This window comes from Nocardia sienata NBRC 100364 (genome assembly GCF_001613205.1).
Classification (GTDB): Bacteria; Actinomycetota; Actinomycetes; order Mycobacteriales; family Mycobacteriaceae; genus Nocardia; species Nocardia sienata.
This window is the reverse complement of the sequence record NZ_BDBX01000060.1, coordinates 15,862-38,450: the sequence shown is the minus strand read 5'-3', so window position 1 is coordinate 38,450 and position 22,589 is coordinate 15,862. Positions and strand designations below refer to the sequence as shown.

Annotated in this window: 21 protein-coding genes and 2 tRNA genes; 16 read left to right on the top strand and 7 right to left on the bottom strand. The window is 67.3% G+C overall.

Annotated elements, in window-relative coordinates; genetic code table 11:
• The first annotated feature begins 201 nt into the window (after positions 1 to 201).
• Positions 202 to 495, top strand: coding sequence for an aa3-type cytochrome oxidase subunit CtaJ (gene ctaJ, locus NS4_RS27655; protein WP_063062418.1), 294 nt, complete (start codon positions 202 to 204; stop codon positions 493 to 495).
• Positions 496 to 505: 10 nt separating this feature from the next.
• On the top strand, positions 506 to 946 hold the full coding sequence (locus NS4_RS27650) for a DUF5130 domain-containing protein (protein ID WP_174552147.1): 441 nt from the start codon (positions 506 to 508) through the stop codon (positions 944 to 946).
• A gap of 88 nt (positions 947 to 1,034) precedes the next feature.
• On the opposite strand, the gene pepN is transcribed toward NS4_RS27650, so the two are convergent.
• Entirely contained in the window at positions 1,035 to 3,602 is a 2,568-nt protein-coding gene (gene pepN, locus NS4_RS27645) for an aminopeptidase N (protein ID WP_063062416.1), read from the bottom strand.
• 120 nt (positions 3,603 to 3,722) lie between these two features.
• On the opposite strand from pepN, the gene NS4_RS27640 reads away from it, so the two are divergent.
• A complete protein-coding gene (locus NS4_RS27640) occupies positions 3,723 to 4,562 on the top strand; it encodes a phosphoribosylaminoimidazolesuccinocarboxamide synthase (protein WP_063062415.1) in 840 nt (279 codons plus the stop codon).
• Here the strand turns inward: NS4_RS27640 and NS4_RS27635 are convergent.
• The 3 genes from NS4_RS27635 to NS4_RS27625 form a co-directional block, all read right to left on the bottom strand.
• Complete coding sequence (locus NS4_RS27635) at positions 4,517 to 5,833, bottom strand: RNA polymerase sigma factor (protein WP_174552146.1); 1,317 nt, start codon at positions 5,831 to 5,833, stop codon at positions 4,517 to 4,519. The two genes, NS4_RS27640 and NS4_RS27635, sit on opposite strands and share 46 nt — an antisense overlap.
• Positions 5,830 to 6,231 (bottom strand): YciI family protein, encoded by a 402-nt coding sequence (locus tag NS4_RS27630; RefSeq protein WP_174552145.1) that lies wholly within the window; start codon positions 6,229 to 6,231, stop codon positions 5,830 to 5,832. The genes NS4_RS27635 and NS4_RS27630 overlap by 4 nt, the downstream gene beginning before the upstream one ends.
• Positions 6,232 to 6,342: 111 nt before the next feature.
• Positions 6,343 to 7,563 carry an NAD(P)/FAD-dependent oxidoreductase gene (locus NS4_RS27625; protein ID WP_063062414.1) on the bottom strand — a complete coding sequence of 407 codons (1,221 nt, stop codon included), beginning with the start codon at positions 7,561 to 7,563 and terminating at the stop codon, positions 6,343 to 6,345.
• Positions 7,564 to 7,779: 216 nt separating this feature from the next.
• On the opposite strand from NS4_RS27625, the gene NS4_RS27620 reads away from it, so the two are divergent.
• Positions 7,780 to 8,427 (top strand): mycothiol-dependent nitroreductase Rv2466c family protein, encoded by a 648-nt coding sequence (locus tag NS4_RS27620; protein ID WP_063062413.1) that lies wholly within the window; start codon positions 7,780 to 7,782, stop codon positions 8,425 to 8,427.
• A 45-nt stretch (positions 8,428 to 8,472) separates the two neighbouring features.
• On the opposite strand, the gene NS4_RS27615 is transcribed toward NS4_RS27620, so the two are convergent.
• Entirely contained in the window at positions 8,473 to 9,528 is a 1,056-nt protein-coding gene (locus NS4_RS27615; protein ID WP_063062422.1) for a M48 family metallopeptidase, read from the bottom strand.
• A gap of 77 nt (positions 9,529 to 9,605) precedes the next feature.
• Here NS4_RS27615 and NS4_RS27610 point away from each other — a divergent pair, with 77 nt between their 5' ends.
• Both NS4_RS27610 and NS4_RS27605 read left to right on the top strand, forming a co-directional pair.
• Positions 9,606 to 10,079 (top strand): ribose-5-phosphate isomerase, encoded by a 474-nt coding sequence (locus NS4_RS27610; protein ID WP_063062412.1) that lies wholly within the window; start codon positions 9,606 to 9,608, stop codon positions 10,077 to 10,079.
• Positions 10,080 to 10,103: 24 nt separating this feature from the next.
• Entirely contained in the window at positions 10,104 to 10,916 is an 813-nt protein-coding gene (locus tag NS4_RS27605) for an Fpg/Nei family DNA glycosylase (RefSeq protein ID WP_063062411.1), read from the top strand.
• Positions 10,917 to 10,926: 10 nt separating this feature from the next.
• On the opposite strand, the gene NS4_RS27600 is transcribed toward NS4_RS27605, so the two are convergent.
• Positions 10,927 to 11,877 (bottom strand): GGDEF domain-containing protein, encoded by a 951-nt coding sequence (locus tag NS4_RS27600; protein ID WP_063062421.1) that lies wholly within the window; start codon positions 11,875 to 11,877, stop codon positions 10,927 to 10,929.
• 491 nt (positions 11,878 to 12,368) lie between these two features.
• Here NS4_RS27600 and NS4_RS27595 point away from each other — a divergent pair.
• Together NS4_RS27595 and NS4_RS27590 are read left to right on the top strand one after the other, a co-directional pair.
• Positions 12,369 to 12,439: transfer RNA gene (locus NS4_RS27595), tRNA-Gly, on the top strand.
• 529 nt (positions 12,440 to 12,968) lie between these two features.
• A tRNA-Pro gene (locus NS4_RS27590) sits at positions 12,969 to 13,042 on the top strand.
• Positions 13,043 to 13,083: 41 nt separating this feature from the next.
• On the opposite strand, the gene NS4_RS27585 is transcribed toward NS4_RS27590, so the two are convergent.
• The gene (locus tag NS4_RS27585; RefSeq protein WP_084487788.1) at positions 13,084 to 13,860 is read right to left on the bottom strand and encodes a MerR family transcriptional regulator; all 777 of its coding nucleotides are present in this window, start codon (positions 13,858 to 13,860) and stop codon (positions 13,084 to 13,086) included.
• A gap of 270 nt (positions 13,861 to 14,130) precedes the next feature.
• Between NS4_RS27585 and NS4_RS32485 the strand changes: the two genes are divergently transcribed.
• The 8 genes from NS4_RS32485 to NS4_RS27545 all read left to right on the top strand — a co-directional run bounded on the left by NS4_RS32485 (position 14,131) and on the right by NS4_RS27545 (position 22,453).
• Positions 14,131 to 14,604: a hypothetical protein gene (locus tag NS4_RS32485; RefSeq protein ID WP_157106288.1), complete on the top strand. Its 474-nt coding sequence runs from the start codon at positions 14,131 to 14,133 to the stop codon at positions 14,602 to 14,604.
• A gap of 45 nt (positions 14,605 to 14,649) precedes the next feature.
• Entirely contained in the window at positions 14,650 to 15,543 is an 894-nt protein-coding gene (locus tag NS4_RS27575; RefSeq protein WP_063062409.1) for an ROK family protein, read from the top strand.
• Between the two features lie 450 nt (positions 15,544 to 15,993).
• Positions 15,994 to 17,112, top strand: coding sequence for a GAF domain-containing protein (locus tag NS4_RS27570; protein ID WP_063062420.1), 1,119 nt, complete (start codon positions 15,994 to 15,996; stop codon positions 17,110 to 17,112).
• 90 nt (positions 17,113 to 17,202) lie between these two features.
• Positions 17,203 to 18,198, top strand: coding sequence for a conjugal transfer protein (locus NS4_RS27565; RefSeq protein ID WP_245665787.1), 996 nt, complete (start codon positions 17,203 to 17,205; stop codon positions 18,196 to 18,198).
• 17 nt (positions 18,199 to 18,215) lie between these two features.
• Positions 18,216 to 18,476 (top strand): hypothetical protein, encoded by a 261-nt coding sequence (locus NS4_RS27560; protein ID WP_030525365.1) that lies wholly within the window; start codon positions 18,216 to 18,218, stop codon positions 18,474 to 18,476.
• Complete coding sequence (locus tag NS4_RS32860; RefSeq protein ID WP_174552144.1) at positions 18,473 to 19,087, top strand: hypothetical protein; 615 nt, start codon at positions 18,473 to 18,475, stop codon at positions 19,085 to 19,087. Before NS4_RS27560 ends, NS4_RS32860 begins: the two co-directional genes overlap by 4 nt.
• Positions 19,087 to 21,612, top strand: a complete 2,526-nt coding sequence (locus NS4_RS27550; RefSeq protein ID WP_063062408.1) for an ATP-binding protein — start codon at positions 19,087 to 19,089, stop codon at positions 21,610 to 21,612. The genes NS4_RS32860 and NS4_RS27550 overlap by 1 nt, the downstream gene beginning before the upstream one ends.
• A gap of 13 nt (positions 21,613 to 21,625) precedes the next feature.
• Positions 21,626 to 22,453: an NlpC/P60 family protein gene (locus NS4_RS27545; protein ID WP_157106287.1), complete on the top strand. Its 828-nt coding sequence runs from the start codon at positions 21,626 to 21,628 to the stop codon at positions 22,451 to 22,453.
• Positions 22,454 to 22,589: the final 136 nt, after the last annotated feature.

Sequence of the window (22,589 nt, the reverse complement as noted above, 5' to 3'; positions counted from 1 at the left end):
AGAGGGCGACCTCTGAGCACCTTCGGCCAAGGGGCGAGACGGGCCTCAACCCTTTGAGGTGTCTCGTAACACTCGACGCAGGTGGTCGCGTTGGCCGACGAAGACCTGATCCCGGGTCCGACCTCGGAGTATGGGTGGTGTTACCGGTGACACGGGCTATCCCTCGGTGAACTACTACAGAGGATCGTCTACCTTTAGGGCGTGAGCATTCTCGAGACGGTGGCGATTTTCGCCGGTATCCCATTGGGGATCTACCTCATAATCGCTGGTTTGTCGTACCTCGGTAAGCCGCTGCCCGGTGAGAAGCCGGTCCACTTCGATATGAGCAAGAAGTGGACGGCCGCCCCGGTGCTGTGGAGTGCCACCGACGAGGTGACCGGATCCGGTCACTCCTATGACGCCGGTGAGTCGTCGCACGGCTCGCATGTGGCGTTCGATGCCCTCGAGGCACCCAAGGAAGCGTTGATCGGAGGCCGGGCAAGTGGCAAGTACTAAATGGCCTGCGGTGGTCGAGTCCGAACTGCCGCGCGGATACGCGCTCACCAGCAGCGGCCGGGTCTCGGGGGTCCACGAGGCCGGTGATGTGTTCAAAGAGGCTCCGTTCGACAACAACGAGCGGCTGGCCATGGACAATGTGCTCACCGAGGCCACCCGGGCGACCAAGGTCCGGTTCAACGTGTTCATCGGCGATCTCGGTGTGGATCCCGCGGCCGCGGTGGACGCCTTCTTCCCCACCACTCCGGAGGCGGCGCGTTCGGTGCTCATCGCAGTCTCCCCGAACGACCACGCCGTGGAGGTCCGCTCCGGTAGGGATGTGGCCGAGCGCGCGAACGACCGGGTGTGCCAGCTCGGGGTCACCGCCGCGTTGAGTTCGCTGCGGCAGGGTGAGTTGATCGACGGGCTCATCTCGGCGGTGCGGGTGATGGCCGCGGCCATCGGCCGCTGACAACACCCGGCCCTGTGGCCGGGGAGCGCTCGCGAAAGACGACCACGGCGCGTCCACCACTGGTGGACGCGCCGTTCGCCGTTCCGGATCAGGAGATATCGAAGGCCCGGGCGCGCAGTGACCGTTCGACCCCCGCCTTACCCTCGCTCACCAGGCGTCGCAGGGCAGGCGGGTGATCGGCGGCGAGGAACTCGTCGGCGCGGGCGACGGCTTCGTCGCTGATATCCCAGGCCGGGTACAGTCCGACCACCACGGTCTGCGCGACCTCACTGGACCGGCGTTCCCAGACCGCGGGGATCTCGTCGAAGTACCGTGCCACGAACGGCGCCAGCAGGTTGTCCTGTCCGGCCGGCGCGAAACCTCCGACGATGGAACGGGCGGTGATGTTGGGCACCGAATCGTCGCCGATCACCTTGTCCCACGCCGCTTCCTTCACCTGCTGCTGCGGGCGCGCGGTGGCCGCGGTGGCCGCCTGCCGTCGGCCGGCCGCCGTCTCGTCGTTGCGCAGTTCGGCATCGATGGCCGGGGTGTCCGGACCGTCGGCGTCGATCTCTCCGGCCGCCGCGAGAGCGGTGAGCAACCGCCAGCGCAGGTCGGTGTCGACGGTCAGGCCGGGCAGGCCGACGGCCGCCGGATCGCCGTTGAGCAGTTCGCGCAGCACCTCGCTGTGCCATGCGGACAGTTTGGCGCCGGTGAGGGCGTTGACGAACGCGAGCTGATGATCGGACCCGGGCGCCGCTTCACGCGCCAGCTCCAGCAGTCGGTTCGCGTACTCCGGCCAGCCGGTGCTCTCGGCCCAGGCCGGATCGGCGTAGCTGCGCAGAGTGGTGTTGGCCTGCATGAGCAGCCGCTGCACCACGCCGATCTCGGTTTCCGCGCCGATCCCGCGCTGGACCAGCGCGACGAAATCGCGGGCGCGGAACTCGGCCTGCCGGGTCATCTCCCAGGCCGCGGACCAGGCGAGGGTGCGGGGGAGGGGATCGGCGATATCGGCGATCCGGTTCACCAGCACATCGAGTGAATCGGCGTCGAGGCGCACCGAGCAGTAGGTGAGATCGTCATCGTTGACCAGCACGAACTTCCCGCGTTCGGTACCGATCAGCTCGGGGACCTCGGTGCGCTCGGCGGCGTCCAGGTCGAGTTCCACCCGCCGGGTGCGTACCAGTTTGCCGTCGCGGTCGTCGTAGACACCGACGGCCAGGCGATGCACACGCCGTTCTCCGGCGCCGGGCGCCGCGCCCTCCTGGACCACCGCGAAGGAGGTGAACCTGCCGTCGGCATCGACCTCGAACTCGGGGCGCAGGATATTGAGGCCGGTGGTCTTCAGCCACTGCGCGCCCCAGGTGGACAGGTCGCGGCCCGAGGATTTCTCCAGCGCCGTCAGCAGGTCGTCGAAGGTGGCGTTGCCGTAGGCGTGGTCGGCGAAGTAGGCGCGCAGACCGGCCAGGAACGGCTCCAGCCCGACGTAGGCCACGAGCTGTTTGAGCACGCTCGCACCCTTGGCGTAGGTGATGCCGTCGAAGTTCACCTCCACCGCCGCCAGGTCGGGGATATCGGCGGCGATCGGGTGGGTGGAGGGCAGCTGATCCTGCCGGTACGCCCACGATTTCTCGACATTGGCGAAGGTGGTCCAAGCGCTGGTGTATTCGGTGGCCTCGGCCTGGCACAGCACCGACGCGAAGGTCGCGAAGGATTCGTTGAGCCACAGGTCGTCCCACCACTTCATGGTGACCAGGTCGCCGAACCACATATGCGCCATCTCGTGCAGCACGGTTTCCGCGCGCCGCTCGTAGGAGGCCCGGGTGACCTTCGACCGGAAGACGTAATCCTCCAGGAAGGTGACCGCGCCCGCGTTCTCCATGGCGCCGGCGTTGAACTCCGGGACGAACAGTTGGTCGTATTTCCCGAACGCGTAGGGGACGCCGAAATTCTTGTGGTAGAAGCCGAAACCCTGCTTGGTCTCGGTGAACAGCCGGTCGGCGTCCATATGTTCGGCCAGCGAGGCCCGGCAGTAGATGCCCAGCGGGATATCGCCGTGCTCGTCGGTGTAGGTATCGGTCCATTCGGCATAGGGGCCGGCGATGAGCGCCACCAGATAGGTGCTCATGAGCGGCGTGGTGGCGAACCGGTGCTTCCCGCTGTCCACGGTGCCTGCGCCGTTGGAGATGACCTTCCAGTCCGCGGGGGCGGTGACCTCGATATCGAACGTGGCCTTGAGATCGGGCTGGTCGAAGCAGGCGAACATCCGTTTGGCGTCGGCCGTCTCGAACTGCGAGTACAGATAGACCGCGCCGTCGGCCGGATCGACGAACCGGTGCAGGCCCTCACCGGTGTGGGAGTACTCGCAATCGGCCTCCACCACGAGTTCGTTGCGCTCGGCGAGGTCGGTGAGGGTGAGGCCGGTGGACTCGTCGTAGCCGCCGATATCGAGCGGGGTGCCGTTGAGCACCGCCGAACGCACTCCCCGGGCGACGATATCGACGAACGTGGACGCACCGGGTTTCGCGGTGAAGGTCACCGTACTGCGGGACAGGAAAGTCTGCTCGCCCGGTTTCCCCGCCCCGTCGGTCAGATCGAGGTCGATGCGGTAGTTCTCGACCGAGACGATCTCGGCGCGTTCGATCGCCTGTTCACGGGTGAGGTTCGGTGCGGACATCGGGCTCCTTCGAGGACACGAGTGCAACGGGCACGGGCGTTGTCCACAATGCCACGCCGGTAAGGTTGCCCGCGCGGGAGTCGATCTCGCCGCCCACACGACCAGGATCGGAGCGACAACGTGAAGCATGTGCACGCCGGAAAGGTGCGCGACCTGTACACCGACGGCGACACGCTGCTCCTGGTCGCCTCGGACCGGGTTTCGGTGTACGACGTCTCGCTGCCCACCCCGATCCCGGACAAGGGCGCCCTGCTGACCCAGCTGTCGAACTGGTGGTTCGAGTATTTCGCCGATATCCCCAACCATGTGCTCTCCGCTACGGATGTGCCGCCGGAGTTCGCGGGCCGGGCCGTGCGGGTGAAGCCGTTGAAGATGGTGCTTGTGGAGTGCGTCGCCCGGGGTTACCTGGTGGGTTCGGGATGGAAGGACTACCAGCGCACCGGTTCGGTCTCGGGGATCCGGCTGCCCGAGGGACTGCGCGAAGGCGACAAACTTCCCGAACCGATCTTCACCCCGACCACCAAGGTGTCCGATACCGGCCACGACGAGCCCATGACCTTCGACGAGGTGGTCGCGCAGGAGGGTGCCGAGGTCGCCGCGCGGCTGCGCGACCTCACGCTCGACCTGTACTCCCGGGGCGCGGCCTACGCGGCCGAGCGCGGTGTGATCATCGCCGATACGAAGGTCGAATTCGGCTGGGACGGTGAGGTCCTCACCTTGGGTGACGAACTACTGACCTCCGATTCCTCCCGTTTCTGGCCGGCCGCGGAATGGGAGCCCGGCCGGCCGCAGCGGTCGTTCGACAAGCAGTTCGTCCGGGATTGGGCCACCTCCACCGGCTGGGACAAGGAACCGCCCGGCCCGGAGATCCCGGCCGATATCGTCGCGGCGACCCGGAGCAAATACGTCGAAGCCTATGAGCTGATCACCGGCCGCAGCTGGGGATCGACGGAGTCGTGAGGCGGATGCCGGAGCCGGGCCGCTCGTAGGGTGAGGTAGTCGTATTCGGCTCGGCTGCCGGTCCGGCCGGCCGCTTCGGTGTAGTGGGCGATGGCCGCGGCGGTGTCACCGGACATCTCGTAGAGGTGAGCGCGCACCGCGGCCAGCCGATGAGTGCTCCGCAGGGCCGTGTCCAAGTCGGCGACGAGCGCCAGGCCGGCCTGCGGCCCGTCCACCATGGCAGTTGCGACCGCCAGGTTCAGCGTGACCAGCGGGCCCGGGGTCACTCGCCACAGCAGCAGATAGAGGCGCCGGACCGACTCCCAGTCGGTATCGGTGTAGCGGGCCGCCTGTGCGTGGACTCCGGCGATGGCCGCCTGGATCCGGTAGGTGCCGGTGAGGCCGTGGGCCGCGGCGGCGGCTGCCAGCCGCAGACACTCGGTGATCGCGGTGCGATTCCACCGCCGCCGGTCCTGGTCGGCCAAGGGGATCAGTTCACCGTGCGGACCGGTGCGGGCGTCGCGGCGGGCGTCGGTCAGCAGCATCAGGGCGAGCAGGCCGCTCACCTCGGGGTCGCCCGGTAACCGCTGATGCAGCTGCCGGGTGAGCCGGATGGCCTCCACCGACAGATCGACGCGCGCGAGCCGCGGGCCGGAGGTGCTGGTGTGCCCCTCGGTGAAGATCAGGTACAGCACGTGCAGCACCATGGCGAGTCGTTGTTCCCACTGGCCGGCGGCCGGCGGTGCGAACGGTCTGTCCAGTGCCGCCAGCCGTCGCCTGGCCCGGGTCAGCCGCTGTGTCATGGTCGCTTCCGGGATGAGGAAGGCGCGGGCGATCTCGGCCGTGGTGAGCCCGCCCACCGCGCGCAACGTGAGTGCCACGGCGTGCGCGGGGGTCGATGCCGGGTGGCAGCACGAGAAGAAGAGGGTGAGTGTGTCGTCGTGTTCTCGATCGTCGCCGGGCGAGTCCGGTGTCGCCGGGTCCGCCGGCGATGCCGGACCGGCGGACCGGGTCTGCGCGGCGACGAGCGATTCCCGCTCGCGCCGGGCGATATCGGCCCGGACGGCGTCGGTGGCCCGGCGCCGGGCCACCGTCAGCAACCATGCGCCCGGATTGTCGGGGAGCCCGTCGGCACGCCAGCTGTGTACCGCCGCGAGCATCGCCTCCTGGAGCGCGTCCTCGGCCGCGGCGAAATCACCGGACCACCGGATCAGCGCGCCGAGAACCCGCGGCGTGAGGTCACGCAGCAGGTCCTCGATCGGATCACTGTCGTGGCGACGGGTTCCGGTCACAGGTCGGCGGCGGGCGCGGACATGATCTGGCGGACCTCGATGTATTCGCCGATCGGCTTGCCGCCGGGGCCGGGAGCCGCGGAGGCCTGCGCGGCGATCTCGACGGCCCGTTCGGGGCTGTCGACATCCACGATCCAGTAGCCGGCCAGGAACTCCTTCGTCTCGGCCCACGGCCCGTCGGTCACCACCGGCGCCGAACGGCCGTCGGAACTGACCAGCCGTGCCTCGTCCGGGCCGCTGAGCCCCTGCGCGTCGACCAGCTCGCCCGCCGCGGCCAGTTGGGCGCCGAGTGTGCGCTGGAATTCGATATGGGCGGCAATGTCCTCGGGCGCCCACTCCGGCAGCGGGGTATCGCAGTGGGCGGCCGCGGCGTAGGTCTTGATCAGCATGTATTTCACGAGTACTCCTGGTGCCGGTCGCGCCCCGGTGGCGCGTTCACGATGAGGTCGGAGCCGGGTCGCGGATTCCGACACGGCGAACCCCCTCAATCAAGTGATGTGGGTCACATATCACAACGGCGTCGAGCGGTCCGCCAGCCGGGCCGGGTCGACCGGTTCGCCCGAAAGGATCAGCTCCTTGATCCGATCACCGACATCCCACACGTTCACATTCATTCCCGCCAGTACCCGGTGTTGGGGATCGAGCCAGAACGCGACGAATTCCCGGCCGTCGCGGTCGCCGCGGACGACCACCTGTTCGTAGTCGCCGGGTGCGGCGAAACCGGTGTACTCCATGCCGAGGTCGTACTGATCGGTGAAGAAGTAGGGGAGCCGGTCGTAGGACGCGGCGCGGCCGAGCATGGCCGCGGCCGCCACCGCGGGCTGATTCAGCGCGTTCGCCCAGTGCTCCACCCGGATACGGCGGCCCAGGACCGGGTGGTCCTGCTCGGCGATATCACCCACCGCGAAGATATTCGGATCACTACTGGTCAGGCTCGCATCGACGAGGACGCCGCTGTCGGTCAGCAGACCGGACGTTTCGGCGAGTTCGATATTCGGCTTCGCCCCCACCGCGACCAGTACCGCGTCCGCGGCGAATTCGGTACCGTCCGCGAGTGCGACACCGGTCGCGCGCCCGTCCGCCGTGGTGATCCGCTGGACCTGCGCGCCGAAACGCAGATCGACCCCGTGGTCGCGATGCAGTTCGGCGAATACCTCGCCCATCTCCGGGCCGAGCGCGCCCAGCAGCGGCGCGGAGCCGGTTTCGAGGATGGTGACCGCCACCCCCGCGCCGCGCGCCGCCGCGGTGACCTCGAGCCCGATCCAGCCGGCCCCGATCACCACCAGGCGCCGCGCGGTGCGGAACAGCTCGATCAGGGCATCCGATTCGCCCAGGGTGCGCAGGGTGTACACACCCTCGGCATCGGCGCCGGGAATGGGCAACTCACGGGACTCCGCGCCCGTGGCCAGCGCGAGCCTGTCGTATTCCAGTGCCGAGCCGTCGGCGAGGGTCACGGTGCGGGCGGCCCGGTCGATCGCGGTGACCTCGATGCCCAGCCGCAGCTCCACATTGTGGTCGCGGTACCAGGCCGCGGTCTCCACGGTGAACTCCTCGACCGGTTTCGCACCGGTCAGATACTCCTTCGACAATGGTGGCCGCTCGTACGGTAGCCGCTCTTCCCTGCCGATCAGGGTGACGTGACCGTCGAAATCGTTGTCCCGCAGCGCCCGGGCGACTTTCGCCCCGGCCAGGCCGGCGCCGACGATGACGAAATGCTGCGCAGATGGCATGGCTGATACTCCCTTGTGGTGGGTGGTTCCAGCGACGATCCGAGTCCTCTCGTCAGCCTACAAAGGACGGCACCGATCTCCCGGCCCGTTCGGGAACGAAAAACCGCCGGCCGCGGTTGCTCGTTACAGCGCCTGCGTCCGGTGACCGGCCGGTACCACGGCGGTAGCCCTGGCGGCGGGTGATATCCGCCGCCGACCTGTGGAGAGGAACGAAACGTGTCCGACTCGGCCGAGAAGAAGGACCTTGCCGAATTCTGGTTCGACCCGCTGTGCCCGTGGTGCTGGATCACCTCCCGATGGATCCTCGAGGTGGCAAAGGTCCGCGATATCGAGACGCGGTTCCATGTGATGAGTCTGGCGGTGCTCAACGAGGGCCGGGATCTGCCGCCGGAATACCAGGAACTCATGACGTACGCCTGGGGGCCGGTGCGGGTGGCCGTCGCCGCGGCCGAACAGCACGGCGAGGAGATCCTGTCGCCCCTGTACACGGCGCTGGGGACCCGGTTCCACAATCGCCGCGCCGAGTTCGAGCGCGAGGACGACCGTAAGGGCACTTTCGCCGCGACCGTGGCGGACGCGCTCGCCGAGACCGGGCTGCCGGCCGAATTGTCGGCCGCCGCCGAGAGCAGCGAATACGACGAGGCGCTGCGCAAAAGTCACCACGCCGGGATGGACAAGGTCGGCCCGGATGTCGGTACGCCGACCATCCACGTCAACGGAGTCGCGTTCTTCGGCCCGGTGCTCTCCCGTATCCCGCGCGGTGAGGAAGCGGGCAAACTGTGGGATGCCGTGGTGACGCTGGCGGCCTACCCGCACTTCTTCGAACTCAAGCGCACCCGGGACGAGAGCCCGGAATTCGACTGAGCCGCGGGGTTGCGGTTTCCGCTCCGGAGCCGCAACCCACCCGGATCAGCGCGGGGCCTTCGACAAGGCGACCGCATCGCCGCCGTGACCGGGGTACGGCGGCGGGCCGGGCATCGGGCCGAACCGCGGCGGTGCCGGGTCGGGCCGCCAGAACAGCCGTCCGTGCCGACTGCGATCACGTAGCGCCCACATGCGCCAGGTCAGCACCGGATGCGAGGCCATCGCATTGACCATCCAGACGAAGAAACCGCGTTCCTGAGCCGCGCGGTCGGCCATCTCGTCGAATCCCACCACCGAGTTGAGGTATTTTCCCGCCGCCAGGGTGCCCATCGCGGCGGGTGCCCCCTGCGGCCGATGGCAGAAGCCGTGGTTGTCGGCGGTGTACTCCTGGGCGCGGATCAGCGAGTTGCCCAGGACCGGCAGGAAAGGCACCAGGAACATGCCCAGCTGGCGCCAGTAGGAGGCGTGACCGGCCGCGATATGGCCCACCTCGTGGCCGATGATGAACGCCAGGGCGTCCGGTTCCCGGGCGGCGCCGCTGATCTCGAACAGATCGCTGTACACCACCACATAGCGGCGGAAACCGTGCCCGGAGGCGAAGGCGTTGATCCGTCCGTTGCCGAGCACGACGTAGGCGTCCGGCGCGCTGGCCATACCGAAGCGGGCCGCGGCCTCCTGCACCATCCGATATCCCTCGGGGAACTGGGAGGGCGACATCTTCACCCCGTTCACCCGCTGGGACGAGAGGTTGACGCCGCGACCGAACCAGAGCAGCAGCGGCGCCGCCACCAGGATCAGGATGTACTGGTTGACCAGCCCGAGGAACAGGAACAGGAACGCCAGCAGGTACGAGGTAGCGGTCAGCAGTATCACCACGACCAATAGCGGGATCTCCCAGCTGTGCCGGGCGGGCATCCCGAACGGTGACAGCCCGCGGGGCTCGTGCCGCGGTACCGGCGGTGGGGGATAACCGCCCGGGAGCGGAACGGAGGAGGCGGGGTGGTCGCTGAGCCACGGGTAGGGCCCGGGCTCCGGCGTACTCGCGGACCAGGCGGCGCCGGGGCCGGATCCGGACGGCTGCTGAGGGTCGTGCGGCTGCATACCCACGACTCTAAGCAGTCGGCTGGTGCCCCCGCCCGCCGTCGGCGCCCGGTAGCAGGCCTGACAGAATCGCAGCCATGCGCGTATACCTGGGTGCCGACCACGCCGGTTTCGAATTGAAGAACGCCGTCAAGGACCATCTCGAAAAAGCCGGTCACGAGGTTGTCGACTGCGGCGCCCTCGTCTACGACGCGCTCGACGACTATCCCGCCTTCTGCATCGAGGCGGCCCGCCGCACCGTCGCCGACCCTGGCAGCCTGGGGTTGGTCTTCGGGGGTAGCGGTAACGGCGAGCAGATCGCGGCGAACAAGGTGCCGGGTGCGCGGTGCGCCCTGGCCTGGAGCGTGGAAACCGCTCGCCTGGCGCGGGAACACAACAACGCGCAACTGATCGGTATCGGGGGCCGGATGCACTCGCGCGACGAGGCACTGGCGATCGTGGACGCCTTCATCGAGACCCCGTGGTCCGACGAGGAGCGGCATCAGCGCCGGATCGATATCCTCGCCGATTACGAGAAGTCCGGCCAACCGCCGGCGCTGCCCGCCAACTGACCCACCGGGCAGGCGAGTAGTCGGGTGCCCGAAGGTCACACCCTGCACCGCCTCGCCCGCCGGCACGAACAACGGCTGGCCGGCGCGGTGGTGCGGGTGACGAGCCCGCAGGGGAAGTTCGCGACGGGAGCCGCCCGGGTCGACGGCCGGATTCTCGTCCGCTCCCAGGCGTGGGGCAAACATCTGCTCCACGAATACGAGGGTGAGCTGTACGTGCATATCCACCTGGGGTTGTACGGCACCTTCAGCGAATCGGAGTTGCCGATGCCCGAGCCGGTGGGCCAGGTCCGGATGCGGCTGACCGGCCCGGGCCGCGACGGCCGCGGGTTCGGCACCGACCTGCGCGGTCCGACCGCCTGTGAGATCCTCACCCCGCCGGAGACCGAGGCGCTCATCGCCAGGCTCGGACCCGACCCGTTGCGCCCGGACGCCGAGCCCGACCGGGCGTGGGCGCGGATCCGCCGCTCGCGGCGCAGTATCGGATCTCTGCTCATGGATCAGCGGGTGATCGCCGGGGTGGGCAATGTGTATCGCGCGGAAGTACTTTTCCGGCACGGCATCTCCCCGCAACGCCCGGGCGCGGATCTGACCGCCGCGCAATGGTCGGCGCTGTGGGCCGACCTGGTCGAGCTGATGCGGGTGGGTGTGCATCGCGGAAAAATGCACGTGGTGCGGCCGGAGCACGATCACGGTGCGCCCTCTTACGCCGCGGACCGGCCACGCACCTATGTCTACCGCCGGGCGGGTGAACCCTGCCGATGCTGCAGCGGGCCGGTGCGGCATGCGGTGCTGGAGGGCCGGAACCTGTTCTGGTGCCCGCAGTGCCAACCGGCATGAGCCGCGGCGCTCACCCCGCGACGGCCGTATCGGCGTCCAGTGTTTCGGCTCCGGCGTAGCGGCCCCCGCCCGCGGTTTTCGCCGAGTACATCGCCTGATCGGCCCGGCGTAGCAGTGCGGCCAGTTCGCTGCGGTCCTGCGGCGGGGCATAGGTGGTGCCGACGCTGGCCGAGACCGGGACCGGCCCCACCGACGACCACACCGAATCGTTGAGCGCGTGGACGATTGCGTGGGCCAGTTCGGTGACGCGATTCTCGGCCATCCCGGCCGCCAGCACGAATTCGTCCCCGCCGTAGCGGCACACCACCGCTCCCGGCGGCGCCACCTCCCGCAGCCGCTTGGCCAGTTCGACAAGTACCTCGTCGCCCACCGCGTGACCGTAACTGTCGTTGATCTGCTTGAACCGGTCGAGGTCCACCACCAGCAGACCTACCCCGCGATCGGCTTGTTCGGCCATCATGCGTACCCGCTTGCGCAGCAGGGTGCGGTTGGCCAGTCCGGTCAGCGCATCATGGGTGGCCTCGTGCTCGAGCCGCTGCTGCAGCGCGGCGAATTCACGGACCCGTTGGGTGGCCTCGTCGGAAAGGTTCTTCTTCTGCTGGGCCAGGGCCAGTTCCTGGAGCGCCTGGGCATAGCTGTCGATGGCCTGGCTGGCCACCAGCGGCCACCGGGTCGCCACCAGTGAACCGCGCGGGCCGGCCGGAAAGCCGAGCAGGGTGCGCGTGACCAGCGCGAGCATCCGCACCTGGTGCAGTGGTTCGGCGCAGAGGCGGGCGCCGAGCCGGCGGGCCGCCCGGATCGGGAAGGGATCGGAAACGGTCAGGTGCAGCAGCTGATCGAGAATTTCGACGAGAACGGGTTCGATTTCGGCGGCGCTGATATCGGCGTCGGGCTGGGCACCGGCGGCCTGCGCCCACTCCCGTGCCGTCGAACGAACGGGTGGGCGGCTCTCAGCGGTCATATCGACCACCGGCGCCGGTGGAACTCGCGTTACGAACCGGGGCCCGCCGCGTGGGCGCCGGGCCGGGCCGGCTCTGTCGCACTGCTATGCGGATGGTCCACCTTGTCGGGTGCACGCTACCGCCCCCTTTCCAGATACCCCGTCCGGCAAGAAGATCGTAGCAAGATGGTGGAACCCGCCGACCTGCGTTCTATAACAAGTTCTCGGGCTCCGGTACAACAGTGATCTCTGCCCCTATCGTCGCGGAATCGCTTGTGTTACACCCTTTTGCAGGAAGCCGGATGCCGCGCCCGGCGCAGCTCGGCGATCGGCCCGGTGGCCCTCGGAAACCGAGGTTTCCCGTCACTGGTAAGTCTGCGGGAGTCGGCCGCCGCCCGGTGCCGCCGGTGATATCTGTGCCGGTGAGGGGGTTGATTGGCGAAACGAAACCAGGATTGGGTAGAGTCGCTGTGCACACGATATCGTGGCGATCCTATCGATGTCGTATGCATGCGGGTGTAGTTCAATGGTAGAACCTCAGCCTTCCAAGCTGATGGTGCGGGTTCGATTCCCGTCACCCGCTCAATCGGAAAGGCCCTGCTGGCAGGGCTTTCTCTACAAGCTTTCAAGTCTCGGAGCCGGGTGCCCCTGCGTTCGGCTCCTTCCTCAGGTCGGCGACGACCGTTCGCCGAACGCCTGCTGTGCCCCTGGAGTTGTGGTCACCGCCGAGCGGTGAGCGCGTGCCGGATCGAGCGCCGGTATCGCTGAGGTCGGCCCGGCCTTCTAGCGCAGTCTTCTCCCGCCGACCGTAGGTACGGCGCTCCTGTGCGGTTTGCCTTCGCCGTGAATGCATGGCATCTTGTTCTCGTTCGAACGTCCCCGGCAACGGGGACCAGAGAGCGTGGTGAGACCCGGCCGGTATGGATATCGGTTCGGTCGCACCGGCCCGATCGGGTACGATCGGGCGGAGCGAGAGTCAGTTCGACCAGCGGTTTTCTGGCATATGGGCAGGTCCCGTATTAACGAAGATCCGTCTTCGGGGAGCTGATGGGGTGCGGGATCGACTCCTCTTACTCGCTCCGGTCCGGTGCTCGTTCCCTCCGGGGGCGGTACGGGGTGTGGCGCAGCTTGGTAGCGCACCCGCTTTGGGAGCGGGTGGTCGCAGGTTCAAATCCTGTCACCCCGACAGTTGTTCGTTCGTGCCGCCGCGCGCCGCCGATCCGGCCCTCAGATCCGCGACCGTGACGGCTGCTTTCCGTCGTTCACCGCGCTCTGCTGACCGGCCCGGGGAAGTCCGATCTCCACCTCCGGCGCCGGGAGTTCCGCGCGTCGGCCGAAGGCCTGATCGATCAATTCGGACGCGGCCCGGGTGACGATCAACCGGGCAATGGCCAGGTCGGTCTCCAGTTTGGTGCGGTCCTTGGGGTTTCGTTCGGATTGCTCGTACGCGCGACTCGCCAGTACATAGAAGATCTCGGCGGCGTAGCGGTCGGCGATACGGTCGCAATCCGAGCGCATACGTTCGACCAGATGGAAGGTAGCGGCGGCGGGCAGGCCGGCATCGGTGAGCCGGGTGGCCAGATCGCTGCAGCGCGGGTTGGTGACCCGGTACACGTCGAAGGGGTCGTCACTGGCGGCCAATGCCTGCTGGACGTACTCGGGGAGTTCGTGAACCGGCTCCTCGGGCTCGGGCTGTGCCGGGGCCGGGGCCTGCCGCCCGGGGGTACTGACGGTCTGGTCGGTGACACCCAGCACATCCCCGAGACCGTCGCCGCGATCCCAGGCGGCCAGGAGTTCCCGGATGCCGTTCAGTTTCATACCCCGTCCGAGCAGACGGCTGATGGTCTGCAACCGGTTGAGGTGGTCCGAGCCGTAGTAGCCGATCCGGCCCCGGACGTCGGGCGAGGGCAGCAGCCCACGCTCGTGGTACACGCGGACACTGCGCACGGTGGTTTCGGCAGCCCGCGCCAGCTCGTCGATCGTGTACTCGGATTCGCCAGCCATACGTATAGGAAACCATAATCGGGCCCGTAGATAAACGGTCCGTAACCAAACGAACCGCTGAGCAGCGGCTAAAAGATGTGAAAAACACGTCAACGTCCCGTTACCTAACGGCATGAGGCCTTGCCTGGAGAGCCTTCTGTGCTCTAACGTGCGTGATACAGCTGACACCAGCTGGTTTCCGGGGACTGTTGAGCAGCCCTGACGTTCCGCCCGACCAACGGGACACGTATCGGTTCCCCCGGCGTGCCCTCGGCAGTTCCGGAGACGGCTATGAGCACAATGCGAGTTCGTTCCCTGAGCGTGGTTGCACCTCGCGCCACCACTACTTCCCGGCTTCCCGCGACGCCGCTGCCGGCCGCGGCGAAATCGGCGCAGCGGCCCCCGTGCGCGGAGGTACCCGACAGCTGGGACCTCGACTCCGGCACTCCGGAAGCCTGGCATTCAGCGGTGCGCATTTGCTATGGCTGCCCACTGTTCGCCCAGTGCAGTCGGCTGGCGCAGACACTCATCGAGCGGGGCGATGCGCCGCGAGCCATGATCTGGGCGGGCGTCGCCTACGACAACTCGGGCAATATCATCGAAAATCTCGACCGGCACCGGACGGTGCCCATCGACCACAAGCGCCCGATGCGCATCATTCGCAACGGTCCACGTCCGACCCACGGCACAGCGGTCGCCGGTGCGCCGAAACGGCATATCGTACTGGGTCGCCCGCTTCGGCCGACGGAGTCGGCGGCTGTCTGAACTATGCTCCGGGGCAAACACGGATCTAGCTCTGGTGGTGCGTAGATGACAATCCTGGCGTTGGAGATCGGTCCGGCCCGCTTCGCTGCGATCGAGATCGCGGACGATGTCGGGGCCGACCGGGTCCAGCGGATCCCCGTCCCGCGTGCCGGGGCGTGGGATCGGGTCCGGGAGCTGCTGCTCGAGATCGCCGCGGGGCGAGAGGTCACGGCGGTCGGGATCGCCTCGAACGGCCCGATCGATATGGCTTCCGGAGTGGTGGCGCCGGATCAGGTGAGGGAATGGCAATCCGGCTTTCCGCTCGTGGAAGCGGTGCAGAAGCTGTTCCCTGCCGCGACCGTCGCGATGGCTCTCGACGGGGTGTGCCTGGCACTGGCCGAACGGCATTTCGGCGCCACCCAGGAGGTCATGGATTCGCTGTCGGTATACGTCTCGGACACGATTGTCGGCGGTGTGATGGTCGGCGGTTTCGTAGTGGTCGGGCGTACCGGTAACGCGGGCCAGATCGGCCATGTTCTGGTGCCCGGCTTCGACGACCGATGCGGATGCGGAGGACGTGGATGCCTGGAATCGGTGGCCGGCGGTGCGGCACTGACGAAATGGGCGCGTGAGCAGGGCTGGGGCGGGGACTCGCTCGAGGCTCTGGCGGCCGACGCGCAGGAGGGTGACCGGACCGCGATCGCGGCGCTGGAGCGGGCCGGTACGGCGCTGGGCCGGGCGATCGCCTCGGTGGCGCCCCTGCTCGATATCGACCGGGTGGTGATCGGCGGGCCGATCGCCACGCCCGGATCGGCGCTGTGGAAAGCGCTGCACAACGCCGTCGCGATGCACGCGCGGCTACCTTTTCTCACCGGACTGCGGGCGGTCGCGTCGGAGCTGGAGGATCTCGGCCTGCTGGCCGGTGCGGGTGTTATCGCCCTGACCTCGCAGGGTGAGTGAATTCTCCTTCTCGGAACGCGGAGTCGAGGCCACCGGCTCCTTCGCGGCCCTGTGTCCAGGGCTCCGTGCCGCGGTTGCTCCATAACCCCGAGCTGTGGCGGCCGGGCGGCCGCCGCCGGCTTTGCCGATGAATAGCTGTTCCCTCCGGATGGGGTCGCCTCTCGGCTCCGGTCCACGTGATCTCCGGTGCGGGAGCCCCTCGGCGACCCCGAACGTTTCGTGTTGCCAAGGGTTTCCGTAGAATTTTCGGGTCGGCGGGCCACAGGCTCGGTCAACAGGGATTGCCAACGGACTCGGTTGCGCTGGGCGCTCTTCGTGATAGGCCCAAGGTCCACTATTGAACGTACCGCTGCGCAACGGTACATTATCTCTTGCGGCCGTTGTCTCGTTTGAGGCACCCACCGCGCAACAGTAGGACGCACGCGATGAGAGGGCGCAGTGATCCCCTGGGTGACGGTCGAAACTTTGGCGCCGGAAGGATTCTCGGTCGCGTCGGTCGGGGATACCGCCCGGGAGTTCGCCGACTGGCGACGAGTACTGCAGCGACAGCTGGCTCGTACGCCGGCCCTGTACGACGGGCTGAGCACCCGTGATATCACCGAGGCTCTCCGCGCCTGCATCGAAGGCTCGGTCGAGGTGGACAAATCTGTGTCCACCCGCTCGGGCCCGCACAGGCTGATCGTGCGCCCGGTCTTCGGACCGGGCGGCGAGGTCCACGCTGTCCGCTGGTGGGCCGGGCCTCAGAATGGCCCGGTGCCACCGTTACCCGGCGCGGTCGGAGCGATCTGGGATCTGGACAGTCAAACCCTCGCGCAGCCCAGCGGTATCACCGCCCTCTCGGGTATCGCACCCGAGGAATACGTGCCGCGGATGTCCATCGCGGAATTCTTCCACCGGATCTCGGCCTTCGATCGGCACGCCGAAGTACTCGATCTCCTCTATCGGCCCGTCCCCGGCGACAAGCTGCAATTCGAGGTCTCTGTACTACGCAACGCGGGTCGCGCCACCCGGTGGCGGATCACGGTGCGGGCACGTAACGACGAGCACGTCCGCGGTGCCTGGTGGCTCATAGAGGACATCACCTCCGACCACGACCCGGCGGTCTGGCCGACACTGGAAAGTGTCGGTTTGCGGGAGGCGCACCGGAGGGCGGGCAACCACTTGGCGGTTGTTCAGCTGGCGCACGCCAGCATTTCTCATTGGCTGACCGATCCCGCACCCTGGATGCGATGGGACTACCTGTTCCGGCCGGTCGATGTCTTCCATCCCGATGATCGGGTCCGGTTGATGGATCTGGGCTCCCGGGTGCGCGGTGGCGACAGCGCCGGGGTTACGTTGCGGGCGCTCAACTACGCCGGCGGCTACACCCCGACCTCACTGCTGCTGTATCCCTACCCCGGGTTCTCCAACAGCGAGCTGGCCATCGCTCAGCTCGTGCGGGTTGCCGACGATATCCCCATGGTGGAACCGGAACCGGCGGATCTGGCCGCGCCGGGAACGCCGATCGGATACGACGACCAGCTCCGGTATCGGCTCGCCGGCCGGTTGCGGCACAACGCGATGTCCTGAGGTCGCGGGCCCCGCGCCCGGGCAGCCGAGTCCCCAGATGTGGGAAGATATCTGCGGTCGGTGGCCCGGCTGCTCTTTACCATTTCGAGAGTGAGGACTGGGGTGGCCGGGCGTGCGAATTCCGGCGAAGCGCTGCTTCGCCAGATGGCCGCGCGCAGGCGCCGCGACAATATCGTCGTGATCGTTCTCGCGGTCCTCGCCGTGCTGGGTGGCGGCCACGCCGTCTACGACTTCTTCGCCTCCGATCCTCAACCCCCCGGTGATGACGCGATGGTCACCGTGACCGGCCACGACCGCCTCGCCGGTTCCTTCGCCGAGGATTTCGTGGTCGCCTACCTGAGCGCGGGGACCGGGCAACAGGAGGCTCTGTCCCGCTATGTCGGCGGTTCCCAGCAGCTCTCGCTGCCGAAAACCGGTCAGCAGGTGCGCGACCCGATCGTCGTCTACACCAGTCGGACTCTGTCCGCCGGGACCGTGGAGGTCTGGTCGGTAACCGTTTCGGTACATGTGGGACGCAGTCGATCCGACAGTGTTCGGCAGTACTACCGTGTGCCGGTCTCGATATCGGAGGGGAATCTACGGGCGCTGACCCTGCCCGCCGCGGTGCAGCCGCCGGGGGTCGGAGCCGATCTGGCCCAGGCCTATTCGGCGCCGTGCGGCGAGGAGACGCCGTTCACTCAGGTCGTCACCGGATTCCTCACCGCCTACCTGACCGGCTCGGGGGATGTCGCGCGCTATGTGAGTGTCGACTCCGGAATCGCGGCACTGAGCCCGGCCCCGTTCACCGAGCTGACCACTGTGGCCGTCACCGCCGAGGACACCACCTGCGGAGCCGCCGGTGGTACCGCGCGTGTGCTGGCGACAGTGACACCCGAAGGACAGTCCGGGGCTGCTCCGGCGCTCGCCTACCCGCTGACGATGGTGCGCGGTGACGGGCAGTGGCAGGTGCGGTTCATCGAGACGATGCCGGCCCTGAAGGAGCCGCTCACCGCTGTCGTGAACCAGGGGGAGAGAGCCGGTCCGGCACCGGGCGCCACCGGGGCACCCACCACGACCGTAGAGATTCCACGGGCCACCCAGAACTGACGTGAGGCGACGAAAACATGGGCAATATATCCAACATCCTGTACGGGATTCTCGTCTTCGTCCGCTGGGCGGGCCTGATCCTGATCACCATTGTCTCGATGGGCGTCATGATCTCGGAAGCCGCGAAATCGAAACTGTCCCCGGCGAAGATTCTCGGTGTCGCGGGTTCGGCGATCCTGGCCGCGGTGTTGTTCTGGATGTTGCCGACCCTGGTGAACTACGCGCGCGGTGACGCCAACATGATCGTGCCGGACCACCCCGTGGGTGGTTATAGGTGACCCAGGTGATCAAGGTCTTCACGCCGGTAAAACGTGTCCCCACCATGATCGGCAAGGCCCAGAACGGCCAGAAGTTGCCGTTCGGGCCCTACACCCTGCCGCAGGTGGCGGGTGTGGCCGTGGGGTTGATTCTCACGGGCTTCGGCGCGATGACCCTGCCGGTGAATCCGGCGATCACCTTCCTGGTCGGTGTGGCGCTGACCGTAGTGATCGGGTTCGGGCTGGGCCTGATCCCTTACACAGGAGTACGGCTGCTGTCCCGGATCGTATGGTTCGGCCGGCTCATCCTCTATCCGAAACCCGCGCTCGCCTCGGGTATGCCGGTCACTCCGGAATCGGCTCGGATCACCATGTTCGTCGAAGAGACAGTGGTGGCGATCCTGCCGCACGAACCGGCCGCCTCCACATCGGCGAGACAGCGCGGCAAGCGCAACGCCGCGCGCGGCGGTCAAATTCTCGAAATGCTGGGGACGAACCGTTTCCTGCGACCGGTGGGGGTGGTGGAATCCGCCACCGCGGCCGGCACCCCCTCGGCGTCCAGTACACCCTCGAATTGGCGGACGATGATAGGCAGTAATGGGGGGCGACCGAAGAGCGGAGAGGGACGCTGATGGGGTTCAACCGGGATCTACAACCCACCGCCGCGATTCGCGGGCATCTGCAGTTCACCCATTCCGGACTGGTCACAGCGAACTATTTCATCACTCCGCTCGGCTACGGCCTGCGTAAGGCCAGCGATAAATACGATGTCAAACTCGCTCATCATTCCCTGGTCAACAACCTGCCGAACGGGTCGCTGCTGCTCGGTATCCAGGCCCGGCAGAACACCATCGACGTCTTGAGCAAAATGGTCGAAGGTGTGGATCTCGATGAATGCGCCGACTACGCCGACGAGGTGTTCGCCTCCTACGAGCGGGTCCGTGCCATCGCCCCGCAGACCCGGATCTTCCTGCTCTCGATCCCGGTGGGCACCGCCAATACCAGCGGTATCTCCGCGCTCTCGCGCATGTGGCGGGGTAGTACCACCACGATCGATGCCACCGCCATCTCACGGGCCGAGTTGGACGCCTACGAGAACGAGGCGAACGAAATCCTGTCCCGGATCGGCGGCGACTTCGATCCGGTACCCGTGCCGGCGGCGATGTTCCAGTGGCTGTGGGAGCACTATCTGGCCCGCGGCGCGGTAGGCGATCCGGTGGCCCCCACCCGCGCCGGTGCCCTGGACGACGCGACCGCGGCGGTGTTCAAATCCGCGGCGCTGGACGAGGGCGCCCGAGCCGATTCACAGCGCCGGCTGCGCCCCTCGTTCGTCCCGGTGATCAAGGTGGTACAGCCGGACACCGGCTATCGCCCTTCCTACCAGGCGATGCTCACTCCGCGTTCGTTTCCCTACGCGGGAATGATGTTCCCCGGGGGCAGTGAATTCCTCAACGTGATAGACGGCCTCGGCGATGTCACGGTCGACTGGGGGATGCGGATCTCCACCAAACCCGCCGACCAGGTACTCAAGGCCAACGAGATCAACCTGCGACGGCTCGGCGAGCAGATGGACCAGCGCGACCAGGAGATCTCCTTCGCGCAGAACACACTGATGTCCAAGGCGCAGATGCTGAGTGAGTACAACCAGCATTTCGAGGTCAACGGCGGCGAATCCGAGGTCTCCTTCACCACGGTCATCGCAGTAGGAGGCCCCTCCCGGGACGAGACCATGGACGCGGTCAATACGCTACGGCGCCGATACAAGCGTTTCCAGGTGGAGATGACCGCGCCGGTGGGCGCGCAGGTGGATCTCTGGTCGCTGCTGGTGCCGGGTAGCCCGCCGCGGCGGGCCTTCGACGATTTCGCCCATATCGTGCCCTCGGATATGTGGGCGGGATTCGTACCCTTCACCACGAGCCAGATCGGTGACGACAGCGGGCCGGTCATCGGGATCAATTTGCTGTCGGGCCATTTCGAGCCGATCCACTTCGGGATCATGGAGGCGGCGCTGCACGATCTGTCCGCTTCCTTCGCGGTGACCGGCGAACTCGGTTCGGGTAAATCGTATTTCCTGAAGCTGATGGCCGTCCTCGTCCACGATATGGGTGGACAGTTCCTCGCCATCGACCGCAGTCAGGTCGGGGAATGGGAGCATTTCGCCTCCGCAATCGACGACGCCGTGATCATCGACCTGGCAAATCCCACAGTATCGCTGGACCCGCTGCGCCTGTTCGATCCGCGAGTGGCCGGGGAACGCGCACTGGACTCCGTGCTGCCGCTGCTGGACCTCTCACCGACCTCGGGGACCGGCGCGGTCATCAGCAATCTGCTCTCCCCGCGGGGGATCGAAGAACACAAGATCACCAGCCTGCTGGACCTGTTCCGGGTGGTCTGCCGGCTGCGCGACGAGCCGGGATCGCTCGAGGAGTACTCCGATCTCGCCTCGCGGCTGGGAACCATCGTGGAACGGGTCCCGGTACTGTTCGATCCCGGCCTGGCGCCGATCCGGCTGGATGCCGCGGCCACGGTGGTCCGCAGTCATCGGCTCGCGCTACCGACCGCCGAGGAACTCACCACGCCGCATCTGTACAACCGGTTGCCGCTCACCAAACGACTGGGTACCGCGCTGTACGAATTGGTCGGGGTCACCGCCCGGGAGGCGTTCCTCTCCGACAACGGCCGGTTCGGCCTGCTGGTGGGGGACGAGGCACACCATTTCACCCAGACCCAGGTGGGAGCTGCGGTGACTTCCGACTTCAGCCGTGACGGACGTAAACACCTGGCTGCCATCGGTCTCGCGTCGCATGATCCCGCCACCGACTTCCAGGGTGCCGCGCACAATCTGATCCCCAATCGCTTCGTTTTCCGTCAGCGTGACGAGACGTTGGCCCGTAACAGTCTGGAGTGGCTCGGAGTCGATCTGGAGGAGGCGCCGTTCCTGCTCCAGGCGTTGCGGGAGGAAACCTCGCCGCCGGTGGGCGCGGGACGACAGGTGCCCGAAGAGCGCCGGGGCGAGATGTTCATGCGCGATGCATTGAGCCGGATCGGTCGCGGTAAGGTGCTCGGCCCGGCCCGGGCGGATCGGGCCGAAGCAATCACCAGTACTCCGACCGTCGTGGCGAAGACCGAACGACGAGAGCCGGAGGCGGTGCGGTGACCGAGGCGTGACGATGGCAGACCTACCGGGTTCGACCGGCTCCAAGGGTACGGTGCGGTTGCTCATCGTGGTGGCCGTCGTGGCGATCTGCTGTTGTGGTCCGGGCTTAGTACTCGCGTCGCTCGTTCCCTCGGCGGAGAACATGTCGTTCGCCAAGCAGAAGTACGACTTGCAGTGCGATATCGCGCTCGGGCCGGAGCCGGGCGCGTCGACGCCGGCCACGGCCACCACGACCCCCGCGTCGAGTCCGGAATCGGTCGAGCGGCAACCGAGACCGGAGAAGAATCCTTATGCGGAGTTGACCTTCGACCCGGATGATCCGGATGTCACCGATCGAGACCTGGCATGCGCGTCGGCGATGAAAACGGCGCCGTTTCAGGAGGAGCCGTGGCAGGAGTTCAATACCGGGCCCGCAGTCTCCTGCGCTGCCGACCTGGCACTGCGCTATTCGGAAGCGGGAGGCACCGCGACAATGGCCGACTACGCGCGCGATGTTGTCTACAGTGCCTCGATCGCCCGGGTAACCGGCCAGTGCGCCCCGACCCGGGCACCGGCGGCGGTCGCGGTGGAGAACTGCGGCGACCCCACCAGCGCGGTGGCGGCTGCGGTCTTGCCGGCAACGGTCGGCGATCAGGGATATTGCGGGCAACTGGTCGACCCGAAAGCGGCATCTCCCGGTGATCTGGTGTTCTGGGAGTACCTCGACCGCCGCGCGACCCGGGTCGGCGTCGCGCTCGGACCGGGGGAACTGGTAACGGTGGACAGCGGAAAGTTCGTGCGTCTGCGCCTTCCCGAGGGCGCCGAGGTGCAGATCAAACGCGTATTGAGGGGTGCCGCGTGACCAGTGCGGAAATCGGTCCGTACCCGATAGAGATCGATCTCGTCGGCGAGGAACGGGACGGCGGTGACACCCAGCCGGGGGAGCCGGGGAAGCCCGGAGAGCGCCGAACCTGGGGTGGCGGAAGAAACGGCTCGGC